The organism is Salinigranum salinum, from assembly GCF_009176545.1.
Classification (GTDB): domain Archaea; phylum Halobacteriota; class Halobacteria; order Halobacteriales; family Haloferacaceae; genus Salinigranum; species Salinigranum salinum.
Genome location: NZ_VTOJ01000002.1, coordinates 466,112 through 484,537, shown reverse-complemented (window position 1 = coordinate 484,537; position 18,426 = coordinate 466,112). Strand labels below are relative to the sequence as shown.

At 68.3% G+C, this 18,426-nt stretch carries 22 protein-coding genes; 9 read left to right on the top strand and 13 right to left on the bottom strand.

Annotated features, from left to right (window positions below):
• Window positions 1-464: 464 nt before the first annotated feature.
• Entirely contained in the window at window positions 465-731 is a 267-nt protein-coding gene (locus FZP69_RS14045; protein ID WP_152042032.1) for a hypothetical protein, read from the top strand.
• Window positions 732-948: 217 nt separating this feature from the next.
• Here the strand turns inward: FZP69_RS14045 and paaE are convergent, their stop codons facing one another.
• From paaE to paaA, 5 genes are read right to left on the bottom strand one after another with little or no spacing between them, the layout of a single operon-like run.
• Entirely contained in the window at window positions 949-1,119 is a 171-nt protein-coding gene (paaE, locus tag FZP69_RS22630; RefSeq protein ID WP_192918588.1) for a 1,2-phenylacetyl-CoA epoxidase subunit PaaE, read from the bottom strand.
• A gap of 1 nt (window position 1,120) precedes the next feature.
• A complete protein-coding gene (gene paaD / locus FZP69_RS14040) occupies window positions 1,121-1,543 on the bottom strand; it encodes a 1,2-phenylacetyl-CoA epoxidase subunit PaaD (RefSeq protein WP_152042031.1) in 423 nt (140 codons plus the stop codon).
• The gene (paaC, locus tag FZP69_RS14035; protein ID WP_152042030.1) at window positions 1,533-2,402 is read right to left on the bottom strand and encodes a 1,2-phenylacetyl-CoA epoxidase subunit PaaC; all 870 of its coding nucleotides are present in this window, start codon (window positions 2,400-2,402) and stop codon (window positions 1,533-1,535) included. Before paaC ends, paaD begins: the two co-directional genes overlap by 11 nt.
• The gene (gene paaB, locus FZP69_RS14030) at window positions 2,402-2,737 is read right to left on the bottom strand and encodes a 1,2-phenylacetyl-CoA epoxidase subunit PaaB (RefSeq protein WP_152042029.1); all 336 of its coding nucleotides are present in this window, start codon (window positions 2,735-2,737) and stop codon (window positions 2,402-2,404) included. Before paaB ends, paaC begins: the two co-directional genes overlap by 1 nt.
• A 1-nt stretch (window position 2,738) precedes the next feature.
• Entirely contained in the window at window positions 2,739-3,671 is a 933-nt protein-coding gene (gene paaA / locus FZP69_RS14025) for a 1,2-phenylacetyl-CoA epoxidase subunit PaaA (protein WP_152042028.1), read from the bottom strand.
• A gap of 86 nt (window positions 3,672-3,757) precedes the next feature.
• Here paaA and FZP69_RS14020 point away from each other — a divergent pair, with 86 nt between their 5' ends.
• On the top strand, window positions 3,758-4,405 hold the full coding sequence (locus FZP69_RS14020) for a helix-turn-helix domain-containing protein (RefSeq protein ID WP_152042027.1): 648 nt from the start codon (window positions 3,758-3,760) through the stop codon (window positions 4,403-4,405).
• Window positions 4,406-4,516: 111 nt separating this feature from the next.
• Entirely contained in the window at window positions 4,517-5,281 is a 765-nt protein-coding gene (locus FZP69_RS14015) for an enoyl-CoA hydratase/isomerase family protein (protein ID WP_152042026.1), read from the top strand.
• 546 nt (window positions 5,282-5,827) lie between these two features.
• On the opposite strand, the gene FZP69_RS14010 is transcribed toward FZP69_RS14015, so the two are convergent.
• A complete protein-coding gene (locus tag FZP69_RS14010) occupies window positions 5,828-6,703 on the bottom strand; it encodes an amidohydrolase family protein (protein WP_152042025.1) in 876 nt (291 codons plus the stop codon).
• Between the two features lie 448 nt (window positions 6,704-7,151).
• Here FZP69_RS14010 and FZP69_RS14005 point away from each other — a divergent pair, with 448 nt between their 5' ends.
• Window positions 7,152-8,087, top strand: a complete 936-nt coding sequence (locus tag FZP69_RS14005) for a GNAT family N-acetyltransferase (RefSeq protein WP_152042024.1) — start codon at window positions 7,152-7,154, stop codon at window positions 8,085-8,087.
• A gap of 122 nt (window positions 8,088-8,209) precedes the next feature.
• Here the strand turns inward: FZP69_RS14005 and carA are convergent, their stop codons facing one another.
• Window positions 8,210-9,283: a glutamine-hydrolyzing carbamoyl-phosphate synthase small subunit gene (gene carA / locus FZP69_RS14000; RefSeq protein WP_152042023.1), complete on the bottom strand. Its 1,074-nt coding sequence runs from the start codon at window positions 9,281-9,283 to the stop codon at window positions 8,210-8,212.
• 97 nt (window positions 9,284-9,380) lie between these two features.
• Here carA and FZP69_RS13995 point away from each other — a divergent pair, with 97 nt between their 5' ends.
• Window positions 9,381-9,794, top strand: coding sequence for an Lrp/AsnC family transcriptional regulator (locus tag FZP69_RS13995; RefSeq protein WP_152042022.1), 414 nt, complete (start codon window positions 9,381-9,383; stop codon window positions 9,792-9,794).
• A gap of 17 nt (window positions 9,795-9,811) precedes the next feature.
• Here FZP69_RS13995 and FZP69_RS13990 read toward each other — a convergent pair whose 3' ends face one another.
• From FZP69_RS13990 to FZP69_RS13980, 3 genes are all read right to left on the bottom strand, one after another.
• Window positions 9,812-10,069 carry a hypothetical protein gene (locus tag FZP69_RS13990; RefSeq protein ID WP_152042021.1) on the bottom strand — a complete coding sequence of 86 codons (258 nt, stop codon included), beginning with the start codon at window positions 10,067-10,069 and terminating at the stop codon, window positions 9,812-9,814.
• Between the two features lie 149 nt (window positions 10,070-10,218).
• Window positions 10,219-10,464, bottom strand: coding sequence for a hypothetical protein (locus FZP69_RS13985; RefSeq protein ID WP_152042020.1), 246 nt, complete (start codon window positions 10,462-10,464; stop codon window positions 10,219-10,221).
• 173 nt (window positions 10,465-10,637) lie between these two features.
• Window positions 10,638-11,315 (bottom strand): PHP domain-containing protein, encoded by a 678-nt coding sequence (locus FZP69_RS13980; RefSeq protein ID WP_152042019.1) that lies wholly within the window; start codon window positions 11,313-11,315, stop codon window positions 10,638-10,640.
• 159 nt (window positions 11,316-11,474) lie between these two features.
• Between FZP69_RS13980 and FZP69_RS13975 the strand changes: the two genes are divergently transcribed.
• From FZP69_RS13975 to FZP69_RS13965, 3 genes are all read left to right on the top strand, one after another.
• Complete coding sequence (locus FZP69_RS13975; protein ID WP_152042018.1) at window positions 11,475-12,104, top strand: NUDIX hydrolase; 630 nt, start codon at window positions 11,475-11,477, stop codon at window positions 12,102-12,104.
• Entirely contained in the window at window positions 12,091-12,510 is a 420-nt protein-coding gene (locus FZP69_RS13970; protein WP_152042017.1) for a desampylase, read from the top strand. Before FZP69_RS13975 ends, FZP69_RS13970 begins: the two co-directional genes overlap by 14 nt.
• 81 nt (window positions 12,511-12,591) lie before the next feature.
• Window positions 12,592-13,314 (top strand): SDR family NAD(P)-dependent oxidoreductase, encoded by a 723-nt coding sequence (locus tag FZP69_RS13965; protein WP_152042016.1) that lies wholly within the window; start codon window positions 12,592-12,594, stop codon window positions 13,312-13,314.
• 31 nt (window positions 13,315-13,345) lie between these two features.
• Here the strand turns inward: FZP69_RS13965 and kynU are convergent, their stop codons facing one another.
• A complete protein-coding gene (gene kynU / locus FZP69_RS13960) occupies window positions 13,346-14,608 on the bottom strand; it encodes a kynureninase (protein WP_152042015.1) in 1,263 nt (420 codons plus the stop codon).
• A gap of 302 nt (window positions 14,609-14,910) precedes the next feature.
• Here kynU and FZP69_RS13955 point away from each other — a divergent pair, with 302 nt between their 5' ends.
• Window positions 14,911-15,909, top strand: coding sequence for an alpha/beta hydrolase (locus FZP69_RS13955; protein ID WP_152042014.1), 999 nt, complete (start codon window positions 14,911-14,913; stop codon window positions 15,907-15,909).
• A gap of 6 nt (window positions 15,910-15,915) precedes the next feature.
• Here FZP69_RS13955 and FZP69_RS13950 read toward each other — a convergent pair whose 3' ends face one another.
• Both FZP69_RS13950 and FZP69_RS13945 read right to left on the bottom strand, forming a co-directional pair.
• Complete coding sequence (locus FZP69_RS13950) at window positions 15,916-17,211, bottom strand: hypothetical protein (RefSeq protein WP_152042013.1); 1,296 nt, start codon at window positions 17,209-17,211, stop codon at window positions 15,916-15,918.
• Between the two features lie 34 nt (window positions 17,212-17,245).
• The gene (locus FZP69_RS13945; protein WP_152042012.1) at window positions 17,246-18,271 is read right to left on the bottom strand and encodes an AIR synthase family protein; all 1,026 of its coding nucleotides are present in this window, start codon (window positions 18,269-18,271) and stop codon (window positions 17,246-17,248) included.
• Between the last annotated feature and the right edge of the window lie 155 nt (window positions 18,272-18,426).

Sequence of the window (18,426 nt, the reverse complement as noted above, 5' to 3'; positions counted from 1 at the left end):
AATACGCGTATGGTGGGTGATGTGAGCCCTCCACTCCGGATGCCCTCGTGTGGGCCAGCGACGACGGTGACGCTCGCCCTCTTCGTCGTCGGGGCGGAGCACGCATGACGTGGAACCCACGGCTGGACGACGACCGCTACCACCGGCGCGACACGAACGAGACAGTCGACGCGGCGATCGAACAGAAATTCGGTGCGTTCGTGGACATAGTTCCACCCATTCATCAGCGGGTGTGTCGTGGTCGTCTTGCGTGCGACTCGCGCCGTGTATTCAGCACGATCGCTGAACCGTACCGAGTGCTGTCAGCGGCGTCGTGCGAGATACAGAGGATGGAGTCAGCAGTCGGCCATCGGTGGTTTCACACCGAGTAGGATGAATCAGCCGGTCAGTAGAACTGCATACATACTCGCCCGGTTAAGTGCCGACTGGCAATCTTTTTGATTTGCCCAACCCAAGCATCTCCTATGACCGAAGATTCCCTCGAAAAGACCACTCAGTACGAGGCGGCCTATCGAGGAGGGCGCGATGCCGTTCTGTCCGTCTTCTCTGGTGCAATGTGGGCTGTTCTCGGAGCATTTGGAGTCGGACTGCTCTGGATGACTGCTATCGCATTCACTGCCGGCACCACATCATTACCAACATTCGCTGCTGCTCTCTTCGGAGCGGCACTGACCGTTCTTGCGGGCGATGAACTCTTTCACCGCCTCCTCGGTGGCAATCCGATTTTCTAACGGATAGCGGCTCTCCGTCCGAGATTGTCGTTCCAAGGAAACAGTAGACGGCGGCGACTGCTACCAACGTCCGGTAACCCTCTGGTCTGTAGTGACCGAATCTGACGACTCCGATTCTCGGTGTGCGCCGTGCTGTATTCGCGCGTTCTATTCAGCACGGCTTCCGAAACCGATCACCGATCGATGATCTCGACGAGGCCGACCCGTCAGAACCGACTCACCCGAACTTCTCGAACGGCTCCTGACAGTCCGCACAGAAGTGCATCGACCGGCAGAGCGAGGGGCCCTTCGGGTGCTCTCTCTGCGTGTCGGTCCCGCCGCAGTACGGGCAGGTCGCCCGCTCGTCCCTCCCACTGGTGTCGACGCTGGGGTCGAGGTTTCGGCGCATGCTAGATGCTCAGCCCGAACTCGCGGAGGTCGTCTCTGCCCTGCTCCGTCACCATCTCCACGGACCACGGCGGGTTCCACACCAGCTGGAGATCGACCGACTCGACGCCATCCACGTCCAGAACTGCCTCGCGGAGATCGTCCTGCAGCATCTCGCGGGCGGGACAGCCCGTGTAGGTGAGCGTCATCTCCACGATCACCCGACCGTGCTCGTCGACGTCGACGCCGTAGATCAGGCCGAGGTCGACGACGCTGATCGGCATCTCGGGATCTTCGACCGAGTAGAGGGCGTCCCAGACGTCGCGTTCCAGTCCCCGGGCCCCCTCACCCGTCGCGGGGAGGTCCGGGACGCGCTCACCGTCGCGGTAGTCGGTGTAGCCGCAGTACTGTGGTTCGGCGGTCTCCCGGACGTCGTCACTCGACATCGTCGGGATCCTCCATCAGGTGGGGCGGTCGCGCGTAGTCGAGGTCGTGGTACGTGAAGGTGAACTCCTCGAACAGTTCGGGCCAGTGCTCCGTGTGGTCGCCGTTTCGACCCCGGCGATCGGGAAGGTCGACGAGCACCGCGCCGTCGTCGACCGGCACGTCGTCGACCGGCACGCGGAGGCCGAGCGACTCGAGATACGGGACGACCTCGTCGAGCCACTGGCCGCGGAGATCGTCGACGGACGCGGTCCGGAGGCCGAGGTCGACGATGTCCTCCTCCTCGGCCATCGGCTCGAACAGCGTCAGCGCGTACGGGAACAGCCGGTCGAGGGCGTCCTGGACGTGCTCGCGACCGGGCGCGTCGTCAGCGAGGTGTTCGAGCCAGCTCCGGCCGTGTTCGAGGTGGTACTCCTCCTCGCGGCGGATCTTCTCGACGCGGTCGGCGATTCGCGGATACTGCGATCCCGCGAGCGCGTCGAGCAGGTTACGCTCGTGGACGTCGAAGAGGTAGCCTCGGACGATGGCGTCGGCCCAGTCGCCCTCCGCGAAGGGGAGTTCGACGAGCGTGGCGTGACGGAAGTCGGTGGGGTCGGCCTCCCAGATGAGGTCCTCCTCTGCGGCACCGAAGTCCTCGAGGAGGTCGTACCACAGGCGGGCGTGGCCGTACTCGTCCTGGGCGATGTTGGCGATGGAGAGGTCCGACTCGAGGGTCGGGCTCTCGACCTGCCACTCGATGTACCGCTCGGCGAGGACGAACTCGTCGTCGGCCATCCCCCGAAGGAGCGCCTCGACGGCGGCTCGTTCGCGCTCGGAGAGCTCCGTGGGGCCGCCGAGTTCCGTGTCCGCTTCCGTAGACATCAGTCGTCACCCTCCGCTTCCGCGCGGGCGCGGTCGCGCTCGGCCTCCTCCTGTTCGCGCTGGGAGTCTTTGATCTCCTGGGCGAACTCGATGTCGGTGTTGAACGTCATGGCCCAGCGGTACGACTTGTCCGAGGTGCCGCCGAAGGCGGCCTCCTCGTGGTCGACCTCTCCGATCTCCTCCTTCGGGACGACCCACAGTGAGTGCGTCGGCTTGCGACGGGCGTGCTGGACCTGCGCGAACATGAGCGCCATCTCTCGGTCGGGCGCGTGGACGTTCCCGCAGTGGGTGTGGTAGCCGCCCTTCTTCTCCTGTCTGAACACTTCCCAGATCATCTCAATCGGCCGCCGCCGGCGTCGGGCCGCCGGCCGGCGTCTCCATCGATTCGCGGACCCAGTCGACCGCCTCCTGGGCGGCCTCGCGGGCGTCGATCTGTCCGAGTCCGGGTTCGTACTCGTTCTTCGCGACCGTCCAGAACTCGTCCCAGTCGAGGTCCTCCTCGACCACCTCGTAGCGGCCGTCGTCGTGGCGCCGGATCCGCGGTTCGTCGGGGATCTCCAGGCCGTACCGCTCGGCCTTGGGGAGGTAGGCGTTGAGGAACTGCTGACGGAGCTCGTCGTTGGTCATCGTCTTCAGACCGACGTCGGCGGCGAAGTCGTGGTGGGTGCTCGCCTCGTTCGTCGGGCCGAAGAACTGGAGGATGCGCGGCCACCACATCTCGAACGCCTCTTGCAGACGTTCCTGCTGGGCTTTCGACCCCGTCGCCAGCTCAGCCAGGATCGACTCGCCGTGTTTGATGTGGAAGCCCTCCTCGAAGCAGATCTTGTCCATCGCGTGTGCGTACGGCTCCCAGGAGGTGTTCTTGAGGGTGGCCTGCCGGCGCATCGCCGCGCCGTCGACGAAGAAGCCGATCATCGGCACCTCCTCCCACGACTCCATCGGGTAGTGGAAGCAGTTGAGGAACTTCCCCCTGCCGTCAGCGAGTTCGTCGAGCATCTCCTCGCGCGTCTTGACGCCGAGGTTCTCCGCCGCGCGGTAGAGGAGTTGACCGTGGCCGATCTCGTCCTGCACCTTCGCCGAGAACGCGAGCTTTCTGTCGAGCGACGGTGCCTGTCGGATGAACGGCTTCTCTAGGTAGGCACCCATGATCTCGCTGTTCGCGTGGAACTGGATCATCCGGGTCGCCGCCTTCCGGTACTCCTCGGGCATGTCGTCCTTCGGGGAGAACTCCCGGGGACTCGCCCGCCGTTTGACTGTCTCGAGATCCATCGCTGTGCTAACTATCACGATTTTGCCCCTTACCAGTTACCCCGTCCATACGCGGGGTTTATATATTCTCGCTCGAATCACGAGGCGTGATCGCGGAGTGTCTGGTCGCGGAGTTCCGCGTCGAGGGCGACGACTGTCCCCTCGCACGAGCCACGGCCGCGATCGACGCCGTCGTCGACGCCGAACCTCCGCAGTTGCGGCGCGACGGCAACGTCCTCCTGCGGTTCTCGGCGGCGACGAATGAGTCGCTCACGGCGACACTCGACGACGACGACGCCATCCGGTACCTGCACGTGACCCGAAACGACGGGACCAGCAACTACCGGTGTCTGTCGAAACACCCTTGCGTCGTCCACGAACTCGTCGACAGGGGGTTCCTCGTCGAGTCGATGCGCTACCGGCGCGGCGGCGCGACGATGCGCGGCGCGGTCGTCGGCTACGACGTCCTCCGCGGGGTGATGGAGGCCGCGGGGCACACCGTGGGCGTCAGCCTGCGACAGGTGTACCCCCTCCGGAGCGACGACCGCGAACCTATCGCCCGGCGGTGGAACCTGACCACGGCACAGGAGGAGGCCGTCCAGGCCGCGTGGGACCTCGGCTACTTCGACCTCCCGCGCGCCGTTACGGCCGCGGAGGTCGCCGCCGAGCTGGGCATCAGCAAGTCCGCCTTCCTCGAACGGCTCCGCCGCGCGCAGTCGACGCTGTTCGGATCGCTGTACGGGGACGACGGCTGACCGGGACGGCAGCCGGCCAGGACGGGGGCCGATCAGGTTGAGCACGCGGTCGGCTGGGGATCGCACGGAGCGCCGAGTGGCTTTTTACGCCACCTCCCCGTAGCCGCCTGCATGCGAATCGACGACACGGCGGGCGTCCGGACGCTCACGTTCGACCGACCGGCGGTGAAGAACGCCTTCGACGCCTCGGTCGCGCGCGAGCTGGCCGACGCACTCGACGCCGTCTCAGCCGAGGCGTTCGACGCGGTCGTGATCACCGGCGAGGGCGACGCGTTCAGCGCCGGCGGCGACATCCAGGCGATGGCCGAGCGCGAGGAGACGGCCCGCGAGGCCTACGGGCGCGTCCGGGAGACGCTCGGGCGGGTCGCCGAGGCGGTCCTCTCGTGTCCGGCCCCCGTCGTCGCGCGGGTGAACGGCGACGCGGTCGGTGCGGGTCTGTCGCTGGTCGCCGCCTGCGACTTCGCCTACGCGGCCGAGGAGGCGCGCTTCGGCGCGTCGTTCGTCAACGTCGGCCTCGTCCCCGACATGGGAGGGACGGTCACGCTCCCGCGGCTGGTCGGGCTGCGGACCGCGAAGGAGCTGGCGTTCACGGGCGAGCTGATCTCGGCGACGGAGGCGGCCGCTCTCGATCTCGTCAACGACGTCGTCCCGAGCGAGGAACTGGACGACGTCGTCGACGACACCGTCGAGACGCTCGCGTCCCGTCCGTCGGAGACCCTCGCGCTGGCGAAGGAGGCGATCCACGCCAACCTCGGTCGGTCGTGGCAGGCGGGGCTGGAACGGGAGGCGCACGTCCAGGCGCTCGCGTACGACACCGACGCCCACCGCGAGGGCATCGCGGCGTTTCTGGAGGGACGGCGGCCGGAGTTCGACTGAGTGGGACCAGGTCCGTCTCCGTACACACCGACACGCCCGAGTTCCCACGTGATCGAATCGGCGTGCGAGATGGAGAGGGTGTGTTCAGCGCCTATCCCGTCGTTGGCCTCGGCACTTCGGCGCGGTTGGAAACCCTCTGTCGGGACATGAATTCGGCAGCGTCACGCTCTTTTTCCGTCTCCAGGGACAACGTCCGGGTATGGCCCGAGACTCGCTGTCTGAGTGTCCGTTCTGTGATTTCGATCCGGATCCCAAACACGACGACGTGAAAACTGCTCCCGAGCAGGCCACACACCGCGTCCATCAGCACGTCGAAAAAGAGCACCCGGATCGGACGGACGAACTCGACACCTACACGAGCCCGGAGTAAGTCCCCGTCCCCGCACGTGAATCACACCACCGTGTGACCGAGACGTGCCCTCCACTCGGCACTGCCGTTCTCACGACCACTCGATCGTGTCTTCGGTCCGTGCCCGCGTGCGTGGCTTCCTCCGTCGATCCCTGTGAGCCGACTCGCTCGACCGGGCCACACCGCTCGATCCCTGTTCAGTCCAGCCCCAGGAACGACTCGGCGTTCTCCCAAAGGAGTTTGCGCTGGACCTCGTCGGAGTAGTCGGTGTACTCCTCGAACTGGTCGAGCCACCGCCCCGGACGGATCATCGGGTAGTCCGTCCCGAACATCACCTTCTCTTTCAGCACGGTCCCGGCGTAGTGTAACACCTGGTCGTCGATGTACTTGGGGAGCCACCCCGAGAGGTCCATGTAGACGTTCCCCTTCTGTCGACAGATCGCCAGCTGCTCTTTCTCCCACGGGAACGCCGGGTGCGCGAGCAGGATCTGCAGCTCCGGATGCGAGGCCGCGATGTCGTCGACGAGCATCGGGTTCCCGTACTTGATGCGGAGGCCGCGGCCGCCGGGTGCGCCCGCGCCGAGCGTCGAACTCCCACCGTGGAAGACGACGGGGACCCCGAGATCCTCGATGGTGTCGAACAGCTGTTCGTGGGCTGTGTCGCTCGGATCGAACCCCTGGGCGATCTGCTGGAACTTGAACCCCGAGAGGTCGAGGTCCTCGACGCACCGGATCGCCTCCTCGACGCAGTCGTCCTTCAGGGGGTCGACGCTGCCGAAGCCGACGAAGAACTCCGGATGCTCGTCGCGGACCTCGGCAACGTGGTCGTTCGGGACGGGCGGGCTTCCGGTGTTCGTCTCCGCGTCCCAGCCGAGGAGCACGGCCCGGGCGATCCCGGCGTCGTGGTACTCCTCGACCATCTCCTCGTAGCTCCACGTCTCCATCTCCGCGCCGAACGTCCGTGCCGCGTCGCGCATCATCTCGCCCCCCGCGTCCTCGAGGAACGTCGCCGTCGGCTGGTGGGCGTGCGTGTCGACGATGCGCGGCCGGTCGAGCGAGTCGATGACGCTCATGGTCGTCCCGCGTCGCCCACGATGAAAAACGAACCGCCGACCACGACGGTGTCGCCGACGAAGCCGATCTTCCAAAACAATTTGCTCGAAGCTTCCGCGATTTCGTCGGCGAGATCACCGTCGAGCGGATCGGGCCTCGGGCTCGTCCGAACCGCTTGTTCAGTGGGCGAACTCGCCGTCCGCGCCACACTCGGTGGAGAGACGGGAGTCGAGAGAACGAGACGACAACCGGTTTACGCTGCGGGACGAACGGACGGACGATGCCGGAACGCTCACTCCCCGAACGCCGAAACGGCCTCCACCGTCGACACGCCACCTCGGGACCGCCTCGCGACCGGCCGACACGCGGCCACGACCGGATCGGTGCGGTTGACCCGCTCGCTACGGTCGACTTGCTCGCCACGCGATGGGCCGTCCCATCACACAGTAATATGGGAAGCGACCTCTGATGACGCCGACGATCAGACAGGCCCGTGCGAGCGACGCCGAGGCGGTCGCGGCGTTCACGCGCGACACCTGGGCCGACCGCGACGTCACGGATTACCTCCCCACCGTCTTCGACGAGTGGGTCGACGCCGACGGCGACGACCGGCGGACGCTCGTGGCCGACGTTCGCGGCGATGCGGACGCACGCGCCGAACCGGGTGACGTCGTCGGCATCGTCCGGGGACACCGACTCTCGGCGTGGGAGGCGTGGGCCTCGGGGATGCGGGTCGCACCGGACCACCGGGGCGAGGGGCTCTCCGGCGTCCTGACCGACGCGGTCTTCGACTGGGCACGCGACCGGGGCTGTACGGTCTGTCGGAACATGACGTTCTCGTGGAACGGCCCAGCGCTCGGCTCCGCGCGCCGCGTCGGCTTCGAACCCTGCACGGAGCTCCGGTGGGCTCATCCGACACCCGATCCGGACGCCGGCGCGGCGACCGCACGCGTCGACCCCGACCCCGCCCCGGACGGTGCGTGGGCGTTCTGGTCCGCGAGCGCCGCCCGTGAACAGCTCCGCGGCCTCGTGATGGACGACGAGGTGTCGTGGGCGCTGTCGACGCTCACGCGCGAACGACTCCACGCGGCCGCCGCCGCGGGACGGCTCGTGACGGTCGACGAGGGCGCGGGGGGGTTCGCCGAACGGATCCGGACGTTCGAGCGCGAGGAGGACGGCGACGGAGACGTCGAATACGCGGAGTACGCGGTTGGCGCGTGGCCGGAAGGCGATGCCGACGCCGCGGGTGCGGTGCTCGCTGGCGTCGCACGGGACGCCGCCGCGTGCGGCGTCGACCGGACGCGGGTGATGATCCCCGAGGGGGTGACGTGGGCGTCGGACGCCGCCACGAGCCGAGCGGACATCGCGGACGAACCGGTGTTCGTCCTCGCGGCGCGACTCTGACCGCGGCGGCCGACCGTCGAATCAGGCGGTGTGATGCTGGAACCGACGGCGGGAACGGTCGCCGAGCGACACGGCTCCGAGTCGGCGACACCACCGCAAGAACCGGAAGGACGACCGGACGCTCAGTCGGCCAGCGCGACTTTCGTCTCCGCGTCGGCCATCGCCAGCACGTCGTCGAAGAAGTCGAGCGAGTCGTGCGGGCCGGGGTTCGCCTCGGGGTGGTACTGGCGGGTGATGACGTTCAGCTCCTCGTTCTCGAGCCCCTCGGCGGTGTCGTCGTTGACGTTGACCTGCGTCACCTCGAGGTCGCCGGGGTCGGCGACGGTGTAGCCGTGGTTCTGTGTGGTCATGACGACTTTCCCCGAGCGGAGATCGCGAACGGGCTGGTTGACGCCGCGGTGGCCGAACGTCATCTTCTCGGTCGAGCCACCGAGCGCGTTGGCGACGACCTGCTGCCCGAGACAGATCCCCGCGATGGGGAGGTCGCCGGCGAAGTGTTCGACGAGCGCCTGTGCCTGGACGAAGTTCTCCGGGTCACCGGGACCGTTCGAGACGAAGAGGACGTCCGCGTCGGTGGCCTCGACGTCTTCGACGGTGGCGTCGTACGGGAGCAGGTGGACGTCCGCGCCGCGCGTGACCAGCGACTCCGTGATCGACCCCTTCGCGCCGCAGTCGATCAGGGCGACCGTGGCGTCGGTGCCACCGTCGTCGCCCGGGAAGAACTGTGACTCGGGCGTGCTGACCTGCGCGCCGATGTCGACGTGTTCGGACATCCCCTTGCACTGTGCGAGTTCCGCCTTCGCGTCCTCGGGCGTGACGCCGTCGCCGACGGCGATGCCGCACTTCATCGCGCCCTGGTCGCGGACGCTGGTGACGACCTCACGGGTGTCGAGGTGGTCGATCGCCGGCACCGACTCGCTCGCGAGCCACTCGACGACCTCGTCGGTGAACTCGCGCGCGATGGCGGCACGCGGGTGGACGTGCGACGACTCGAACCGCTCTTCTCGGACGCCGTAGTTCCCGATGAGCGGGTACGAGAACGTGAGGACCTGTTCCTCGTAGGAGGGGTCGGTCAGGCTCTCCTCGTAGCCGGTGTAGGCGGTCGTGAAAACCAGTTCGCCACGTGTGCGCCCCGGAACGCGACCACGCGCTTCGATGACGCGGCCGTCTTCCAGAGCCAGGTAGGCGTCCGACATTACGAGAATCACATGTGGAACAGGGTAATAAGCCTTGCTTTCGAAGCCGAGTTACGAAATTCGTAATTGGTAAGGGCTCGCACACGCTCCCCCCGGTATGGACGACCTCGATCACCGGATCCTCTCGATCCTCCGCCGGGACGCGCGGACGGCATACACCGAGATCGCTGACCGCGTCGGCACGTCGGAGGGAACGGTCAGGAACCGCGTCGAACGAATGACGGAGGAGGGGATCATCGAACGGTTCACCGTCGCCACGCGGACGGGAAACATCAAGGCGATGGTGGAGGTGTCGGTCGCGGTGGACGTGAACACGAGCGAGGTCTCAGAAGAGATGGCCGAGTGGGACGACGTCGACTTCGTCTGGCAGGTCTCGGGCGAGCAGGACATCGTGCTCATCGTCGACGCGGCCGACACGGCGGCGGTGAACGACCTCATAACACGCGCACGCGAACTGGACGAAGTCAAGAGCACCAAGACGCGGCTGATCCTCGACGAACGCCTCGGGTGAATCGCGACCCCGCGTCGTCATCCCGAGGCGATGAGCACGCCCGCCGCGAGGAAACTCAAAAGCAGGAGGGCCATCGCCATCAGCGCCGCACCCACCCGCGGTGTCACGCGCGTGGTCACTCGTTGAGCGTCCCGTGACGATTCCGCATCCTGCACCCGTCGACCCGTGAGCGTGTACTGCTCCCTGGCGTACTCCCGCCCGTACGGATGTTTGATGAGACCCCAGCGGACGAACAGTCTGATCAGACGTCCCGTAAGCCGTCGCGACAGTCTCATAAATTGAACTTTATGCGGACACGTATAAACCTCACTGCCAGAATATCAGAGAAGATAACAGTCGTCTCGATCCGTCGTCGCACGGTGAACGTGGGACCGACCGCATCCCACCGAGTCGTGCGTGTCTCTGCACGTTCTCGAGTCGACCGTTACACCGCGGCCAAGAGGACACCCGCCGTGAGGAGACTCATGAGGAGGAGGGCAGTCCCGACCAGTGCCGCACTGGTCCACGAGTGCCGCCGATCCGGGGTTGACTCGAACTCGACGTCGGGCATCCGCCGACCCGTGAAACTGTACCGTTCTCTGGCGTACTCGCGGCCGTACGGGTGTTTGATCAGGTCCCAGCGGACGAAGAGGCCAGTGATCCGGTTGAGGACTCGATTACGGACTGCCATACCTCCGGAGTCGGCTTTCCGGTATATAATTCTGTGGCCAAGAATATCAGTGTAGATAATAGTTGGCGGATAGATCCGGCCGACGCCGCTGGCGTCGGACGGCGGGTCGCGGGGATCGTGGGCGGTCACGGCCACGGACACGGGCCGCCACTCCCGCGTGACGATCGATCACGTCACGACGTCCGGACGTCGGCGTCGTCGACCACGTCCATCCACCCCTTGCGCTCGTGGAGTCGCGTGTACGCCCGGTCGAGCAGCCGGTGAATCCGTCCGAGATCGACCACCGGTTCGACGTCGCCGGCGCGGATCGCGTCGGCGACGGCCGTCGGGGTGAGTTCGTCGGCGTCGATCCGCGTGAACGCCCGCCCGATCTCGAAGGGGTAGTGTGCGTCGCTCCCGCCGACCAGCGGGAGGTCGAGTTCGGCGGCGAGTCGGCGCGTCATGTGGACGTGCTCGGGGTTCTTCCCGTTGAGTTCGACGGCGTCGAATCTCGCTCGCGACTGGCGTGCGGCGCTGTTGCGGTAGGGGTGTGCCAGGATCGCCGCGCAGCCGCGGTCGTGCGCCAGTTCGACCGTCTGTGCCGGTGTCAGCGCCCCCGGGGTCGTCTCGGCCGGGGGGTCCGGCCCGACGACGAGCACGTGCCCCCGCGTCGTCGACACCTCGACGCCGGGGAGCGTCGGGAGCGCCGTCTCGGCCGTATACCGGTAGTCGTGGTTGGTGACCGCGATGGCGTCGAGGCCGCGGCGTCGGGCGACGAACGCGTTCGTCCGGAGGCCGACGCTGTCGTACGCCGTCGGCCCATCGCCGACGTGAAAGAACCGGGAGTGCGTGTGGAGGTCGACGTCGAACACGCTCGTATTCGAGGACCGGGACTGCTTCGTTCTTCCGTTCTCCGAGCGGGTCGTGCTTCGGTCCCACGGCCGAGCGGCGACGGTCCGAGCACCGCTCGGGGGGTGGGCACCCGTCACGCACCGAAGAGGCCTTCACCCCACTGCTCGCATGTCACGTGTATGAGTACGGACGAGGACCGATCCGCCTCCGCCGAGTCGGGGTCCGAAACCGAATCGGCCGCCGAATCCGCCACCGGGGCCGGGGCCGAGGCACCCCACGAGAACGCCAACCAGGACGTCATCGCCGTCGACGAGGACGACGAACCGCAGGGACTCGTCAACCGTCTCGCCGCCCACACCGGCGAGGGGATCCGCCACCGGGCGTTCACCTGTCTCGTCTTCGACCGCGAGGGCCGCATCCTCCTCGCACAGCGCGCGCCGACGAAGCGACTCTGGGACACGTGCTGGGACGGCACCGTCGCCTCGCACCCGGTCGAGGGGCAGAGCCAGAAGGACGCGACCAGACAGCGTCTCGAGGAGGAGCTGGGTGTCACGCCGACCCAGTACGACGACCTGCGCGTGACGGACAAGTTCGAGTACAAACGCTACTACGAGAACGCCGGGCTCGAGTGGGAGGTGTGCGCCGTGCTGAAGGTGACGCTCGGCGACACGGCGCTCGACCCCGACGAAGAGGAGATCGCGGGGATGCTCTGGGCCGACTACGACCACCTCCACGACCACCCGCAGTGGTACCGACAGCTCCGGCTGTGTCCGTGGTTCGAGATCGCGATGCGCCGTGACTTCGCCTGACCTCCTCGTCGCGCCGGCGGTCCACGACCGTCTCCTCGACCGTGCTCGCGAGGGCGCGCCGAACGAGGTCTGCGGCGTGCTCGGCGGCGTCGATCCGGTCGACGGTCCGACGCGGGTGACGACCGCGCCCGCGGTTCCGAACGTCGCGGCCACTCCCGAGACGCGGTACGAACTCGCGCCCGCGGAGATGATCGAGGCCATCGAGCGCGTCGAGGCGTCGACCACGCATCTCGGCTTCTACCACTCCCATCCCCGCGGACCACCGGGGCCGAGCGCGACCGACGAGGCGCAGGCGACCTGGTCCGGATCCGTCTACGCGATCGTCTCGCTTCCCGACGCGGGGGTGCGGGCGTGGCGGTGGACCGGCGAAACGTTCGAGCGGCTGTCGGTCGGCGTCGGCCCCTGACGCTCGGCACGCCCGTTCCGCCGCCAGCGGGGCGACCCCCGAGAGTGAAACCCCTTTGCCCACCGACCCCGACGGACGGGTATGACGACCAGCGACGCGGACGACGCCGCTCCCGAACTGTACGACTCGCTCGACGGGCAGGTCGCGCTCGTGACCGGTGCCAACCGGGGACTCGGCGCGGAGATCGCCCGACAGCTCCGAGATCTGGGTGCGACGGTGTACGCCGGGAGCCGCCAGATGGACAACGAGACGCCCGACGGCACCGAACGGGTGCTCCTCGACGTCACGCAGGAGGGCGACGTCGAGGCGGCCGTCGACGGGATCTTCGACGAGGTGGGTCGTCTCGACGTCCTCGTCAACAACGCAGGGATCATCGGTCCGGACGGCGACATCGTCGCCGCCCCCACGGCGGAGCTCGACCGGACTCTGGCGGTGAACCTCCGCGGGCCGATGCTCCTCTGCAAGCACGCGGTGCCGCTCCTGTTACAGCACGACGGAGGCCGGGTCGTCAACCTCTCGTCGGGAATGGGGGCGCTACGAGAGGGACAGAGCGGCGGGTCGCCGGGGTACCGAATCTCGAAAACGGGACTAAATGGACTCACGGCCTATCTCGAAGGCGAGTACAGTGACGACGGGCTCATCGCCAACTCGGTCTGTCCCGGGTGGGTCCGGACCGACATGGGCGGTGACGGCGCCTCGAAATCCGTCGAAGACGGGGCGGCGACGCCGGTGTGGCTCTGTCGCTTCAGACCGGGCGCACCGTCAGGGCAGTTCTGGCGGAACAGACAGCCCATCGACTGGTAAGCCCTCGCTCCCGCGTCTGGTGAACGCGCGGTCAGGTCACACCGCCTCCCATCGAGTACGACTCGTACGCGCGTTCGTCGAGAACGGTTCGTATCTCGTCGACGACGCGCCAGACGTCCTCGAACCGCGTGTACAGCGGCGCGGGACAGACGCGGACGACGTTCGGCGGCCGGTAATCGACGACCACCCCGCGGTCGCGGAGCGCCTCGGACACGCGGGCGGCCTCCGGATGCTCCACTGCGACGTGTCCGCCCCGCTCCGCGTGGGCTCGCGGTGTCCCGACCTCGCAGTCGGGGAGACGCTCGTCGACGAGGTCGATGAGGTAGTCAGTTAGCGCCAGCGATTTCTCGCGGGCGGCCTCGACGCCACCGGCGTCGGCGAGCACGTCGAGTGCCCCGTCGAGCGGCGCGGCAGCCAGAACCGGTATCGTCCCGATCTGGAACGCGCCGGCCGACTGCGCCGGCTGGTACGTCATCGACATCTCGAACTGCGTCCCCTTGTCGTTGCCCCACCAGCCCGCCAGCGCGGGCGTCACGCCGAAGTGCCGTTCGTTGACGTACAGCCCCGCGATGGCGCCTGGGCCGGCGTTGAGATACTTGTAGTGACACCAGACCGCGAAGTCGACACCGGCGTCCGAGAGGTGGTGTGGGACGACGCCGACCGAGTGCGCGAGGTCGAACCCGGCGAGCGCCCCCGACTCGTGCGCGGCCTCGGTGATGGCTTCGATGCCGAACAGTTGGCCCGACCGGTAGAGCACGGACGGAAGGAACACGAGGCCGACGTCGTCATCGATCGCGTCGACGACGTCCTCGCGGGCGACGGTCCGCCCGTCGCGGCTCTCGACGACTCGAAGCGCCTCGTCCGGGTCGACCCCGCGGGCGCGGAGCTGTGCGCGGATGGCGTAGTGGTCCGTCGGGAAATCCAGCGCGTCGACGACGACCTTCTCACCCCGAGCGGGGTCGTAGAACGTCCCGAACAAGGTGTGGATGTTCACCGTCGTAGAGTTGGCGATGACGACTTCTTCGCCTCCTGCGCCGACGAGCGGCGCGACGCGGTCGCCGAGTCGCTCGCCGTACGTGAACCAGTCGGGGTCGGCGTCGGTCCAGCCCCGGATGGCGAGGTCGCGCCACTCCTTGACGACGCTGTCGAGCGCCGCCTCGGCGTCTTCGGAGAGGAGGCCGAGCGAGTTGCCGTCCATGTACACGCCGTCGGGGAGGAAGAAACGCTCACGACAGTCCGAGAGCGGGTCCGCGGCGTCGCGTTCGCGGGCGCTGGCGAGGGAGGAGTCGTCCATGGAGCGTCTGCGGCGGGAGCGTGGAAGTAGCTTGGTGTTCGACTGGTAGACGGGAGCGAGTGGGTGGACGCTGCCGCGGCTGGTCTCAAAAGCGAACAGCCGGCACTCGCACACCACGCGGTGTCGTGCCGGACACCCGCGTCCACCGCGTGGCCGTTGTCAGGTCACGGGAGTCGTGGCCGCGTCATGGTATTTGAGGGTTCGTCCGATCCCGAGCGTGAGAGACCCACAGCCTCGGCCGCGCGATTCGGACACTACAGCCACGCCGTGACTGTTTTGTCCTCCCCGACCGCTCACCGAGTATGACCGACACCGGGCCTGACACACCTCCAGACACCACTATCGCCGCCCACGCGGCCGACGAACTCGACCCGCAGGTCCAGCCCGTCCTCGACGAGGCCGCGCGACTGGGTCTCCCCGAGTGGTCCGCCCTCTCCGTCGAGAGCGCTCGTCGCCTCGAAGACAAGCTGTTCGGGCCGACGGACCCACCTGGAGTCGAGCGCGTCTCCGACATCGCTATCGACGGTCCCGGCGGCGACTTGCCGCTCCGCGTCTACCATCCCGACCCCGAGGAGACGCTCCCCGTGCTGTGCTTCTTCCACGGCGGATTGTGGGCGCTGGGGACGCTCGACTCCATCGACGAGGTCTGCCGACGTCTCGCCCGCCGCTCCCGGCGGGTCGTCGTGAGCGTCGACTACCGCCTCGCACCCGACCACCCGTTCCCGGCCGGCCTCGAAGACTGCGTGGCCGCGGTCGTGTGGGTCAGAGAGAACGGCGCGGCGCTGGGTGCGGATCCCGCTCGAATCGCAGTTGGCGGAACGAGCTCGGGGGGCAACCTCGCGGCGGCGACCTGTCTGTACACGCGGGCGTTCGGCGGGCCGTCGGTCGAGGGACAGCTGCTCTGCTACCCGATGCTCGACAGCGGCGTCGACACCCCCTCACTCGACGAACGCGCCGACGGCCCGTTTCTCACCCGTCGCGACGTCGAGTGGGCGTACGACACCTACCTCCGCTCGCCGGTCGATCGCCACAACCCGTTCGTCTCGCCGTTCCGCGCGGACTCCCTGTCCGGTCTCCCACCGGCAGTGGTCGTCACCGCCGGTTTCGACCCCCTCCGCGACGAAGGGGCCGCCTACGCACGGGCGCTCGCCGACGCCGGCGTCCCCGTCCAGCACGACCACGATCCGGCCATGCCACACGGTTTTCTGAGCCTCGCCGCCGACGTCGACGCCGCCGACGAGGCGCTCGACCGGGTCGCGGGCGCGCTACAGAACGGGTTCGCACCCGACTCCGACGAGTAAGCGGTGTCACCGGCGTTCGAGCGTCGCGGCCACCTCGTCGCCGGCCGTTGCCGCGCCCGCGGCGCGGCGGTAGTATGCGAGGGCCGACGCCCGTCGCTCCGCATCGCTGTCGAGCAGGTCGTTCTCGAACGAGCGGTCGCCAACCCGGACGAGGTCGGCCGCGAGTTCGAGGAGCCAGGCCCGAAACGGGTCGTCGTCGACGAGCGCCGAGTCGATTGCACCGACTGCTCGGCGCTTCGCGTCGAACAGTACCTCGGGTGAGGGGTCCGCAGCGACAGTCTCGTCGGCCTCGCTGGCCGCGTGATACCCCTCGTACTCGCAGACGGCGCGTGCGGCGGAGACGGCGGCCAGGACGTCGCGGTTGCGGTCGAGGTGACGCTCGACGTTGTACTGCGCTACCGTCGCCTCACCCGCACCGCGGGCGGTCCGGTGCCAGAACGTCTCCAGTGCCGGGTCGTCCGTCGACTCGGTACGTTCTGCTCCGGCTTCCCGGTCGACGGCGACCGACCGAAGCCGCTCCCGGACGGCTCGCCGGTTCGCCGCCAGTGCCTCGGCGAACGGCTCGGCGTCGGCGGGTCGCTCGTCGTCGTACGCTCGATACACGTACCGCCCCGACCGGACGTCTCGGCGCATCTTCTCGGCGTGGTGGCGGACGTGGCTGACTCGGTCGGCGAGTTCGGCACGGCCGTCGACGTCCGGAGACGCTTGCTGACCGATGTCGGCGATGTCGGCGAAGTACAGCCAGCGCTCGGCCCAGCCGACGCCGGCCAGGAATCGACCCGGGTCCACACAACGGTAGTCGAACACGCCGGCCGTCTCGGCGACCGACGCGCGCATCCGACCGAGTCGACGTCGCGCCGTCTCGAAGTCGGTGTGACCGTGCCACGACTGAAGGAACCCCAGCGCCTCCGCGGCGTAGGGAATGTCGCCGACGTACGAGCCGTACGCGTCGGCACTCGCCGGGTCGTCGGCCGTCTCGGTCAGGAGGTCCCGACCCTCACCGACGCCGATTCGGAGGTCACGGCTGCGGTCCTCGTCAAGTTCCCCATCCGGGACAGCGGCGAGGAGGGGTTCGGCCGTGGTGACGATGTCGTCGAGGTGGACACGTGTCGCCAGCACGTGCGGGTCGGTCGGCGTCCGGTACGGGCGGCTCGTGTCGGGAATCGAGAGTCGACGCGTCCGGATGAGTGTGACGTCGCCGGTGGGTCCGGGCGGAAGCGACGCACAGCCGGCGAGGGCGGCCGTCCCGACGCCTGTGATGCTGGCGAGGAGAGACCTGCGCGAGAGGGGTGGGGAGGACATGGAGGGCGTGTGGCACTGTCGTCCGTGGGGCGGCCTATGTCTGTTGGTCGGCCCGCTCCGCGAGCGCGGCGTACACCGGCCAGGAGGAGTCTCCCTGTGGCTTCGTGGCCGCCTCGCCGTCGAGCGTGACGCCCTCACCCTCTGCGACGGAGCCGACGACGCCGACCGGCGTTCCCGCCCCGTCGAGCGCCGCGACGACGCCGTCCGTGTGTTCGGGCGCGACCGCGACGACGAGCGTCCCGGCCGTCGTCGCGGTCCACGGGTCGAAGCCGAGCGCCTCGGCCGTCTCCCGCACGCCGGGCCGCCAGGGGACCCGCGCCGTGTCGACGTCGAACCGAACCCCGGCGGCGTCGGCCATCTCGAAGCACGCGCCGAGGAGTCCGCCCTCGGTCGCGTCGTGTATCGCGTGGACGCCGTCGACTCCGCTCACGACCCCGGCGTCGCGGACGGCGCCCGTCTCGTCGAGCCGCGCCTGTGCCGTCTTCAACAGCTCCCCCGACAGCGGGGCGGCGTCGGGGAACAGCGACGTGAGCAGGCCGGTCGCCTCGACCGCCGGCCCCTTCGTGACGACGAGGTCGTCACCGGGACGCGCGCCGTCGGGCCGGACGATCGCGTCGTGGTCGCCCACCGCGATGGCGGTGGCCGCACCGACCCACGGGAACGACGCGTCGGCGTACCGGGCCGTGTGGCCGGCGACGACCGAGACGCCGAGGTCGCGGGCCTCGTTGCTCCACGCCCGCCAGAACGTCGCGAACGACTCGTCGTCGAAGTCGGGCGGGAGCGACAGCGACACCGTGAGGTGGGTGGGTGAGAGCCCCGAGACGGCGACGTCGGCGAGGACGATGTCGAGCGCGAAGCGCGCGGCGCGGTCGAACCCGAGCCGGGGAAGGACGGAGACGGGATCGGTGGCGACGACGAGCGCGCTCCCGTCGACGTCGAGGACGCCGAAGTCGACGCCGTGCGTCGGCCCCAGTCGGACGTCGTCGCGGTCGGCCCCGAGGTTCGGGTAGAGGTACTCGGTGAAGAAGGCCTGGTCGACTTTACCGAGAGCAGCGTCCATGGCCCCGCTGCGTGGGCGTCGCTCAAAGACGTGGCGCTCTCCGTCGTGAGCGAGCGGTTCCGGAAAGGAGGTGGCCGCAACAGGTGGCTGTGTGCGGCCGTCTTCGCTCATGAAGGGCGCAGGCCTCCAGGCATCCCGCGGACCGATGGATGGGT

Coding starts and splice junctions, on each gene's coding strand:
- FZP69_RS13950 (WP_152042013.1), bottom strand. CDS start 17,211: ATGTCCTCCCCACCCCTCTCGCGCAGGTCTCTCCTCGCCAGCATCACA.
- FZP69_RS13965 (WP_152042016.1), top strand. CDS start 12,592: ATGACGACCAGCGACGCGGACGACGCCGCTCCCGAACTGTACGACTCG.
- carA (WP_152042023.1), bottom strand. CDS start 9,283: ATGTCGGACGCCTACCTGGCTCTGGAAGACGGCCGCGTCATCGAAGCG.
- FZP69_RS14045 (WP_152042032.1), top strand. CDS start 465: ATGACCGAAGATTCCCTCGAAAAGACCACTCAGTACGAGGCGGCCTAT.
- FZP69_RS14010 (WP_152042025.1), bottom strand. CDS start 6,703: ATGAGCGTCATCGACTCGCTCGACCGGCCGCGCATCGTCGACACGCAC.
- FZP69_RS14015 (WP_152042026.1), top strand. CDS start 4,517: ATGCGAATCGACGACACGGCGGGCGTCCGGACGCTCACGTTCGACCGA.
- paaA (WP_152042028.1), bottom strand. CDS start 3,671: ATGGATCTCGAGACAGTCAAACGGCGGGCGAGTCCCCGGGAGTTCTCC.
- FZP69_RS13975 (WP_152042018.1), top strand. CDS start 11,475: ATGAGTACGGACGAGGACCGATCCGCCTCCGCCGAGTCGGGGTCCGAA.
- FZP69_RS14005 (WP_152042024.1), top strand. CDS start 7,152: ATGACGCCGACGATCAGACAGGCCCGTGCGAGCGACGCCGAGGCGGTC.
- paaB (WP_152042029.1), bottom strand. CDS start 2,737: ATGATCTGGGAAGTGTTCAGACAGGAGAAGAAGGGCGGCTACCACACC.
- paaC (WP_152042030.1), bottom strand. CDS start 2,402: ATGTCTACGGAAGCGGACACGGAACTCGGCGGCCCCACGGAGCTCTCC.
- FZP69_RS13955 (WP_152042014.1), top strand. CDS start 14,911: ATGACCGACACCGGGCCTGACACACCTCCAGACACCACTATCGCCGCC.
- FZP69_RS13985 (WP_152042020.1), bottom strand. CDS start 10,464: ATGGCAGTCCGTAATCGAGTCCTCAACCGGATCACTGGCCTCTTCGTC.
- paaE (WP_192918588.1), bottom strand. CDS start 1,119: ATGCGCCGAAACCTCGACCCCAGCGTCGACACCAGTGGGAGGGACGAG.
- FZP69_RS13990 (WP_152042021.1), bottom strand. CDS start 10,069: ATGAGACTGTCGCGACGGCTTACGGGACGTCTGATCAGACTGTTCGTC.
- FZP69_RS13995 (WP_152042022.1), top strand. CDS start 9,381: ATGGACGACCTCGATCACCGGATCCTCTCGATCCTCCGCCGGGACGCG.
- FZP69_RS13945 (WP_152042012.1), bottom strand. CDS start 18,271: ATGGACGCTGCTCTCGGTAAAGTCGACCAGGCCTTCTTCACCGAGTAC.
- kynU (WP_152042015.1), bottom strand. CDS start 14,608: ATGGACGACTCCTCCCTCGCCAGCGCCCGCGAACGCGACGCCGCGGAC.
- paaD (WP_152042031.1), bottom strand. CDS start 1,543: ATGTCGAGTGACGACGTCCGGGAGACCGCCGAACCACAGTACTGCGGC.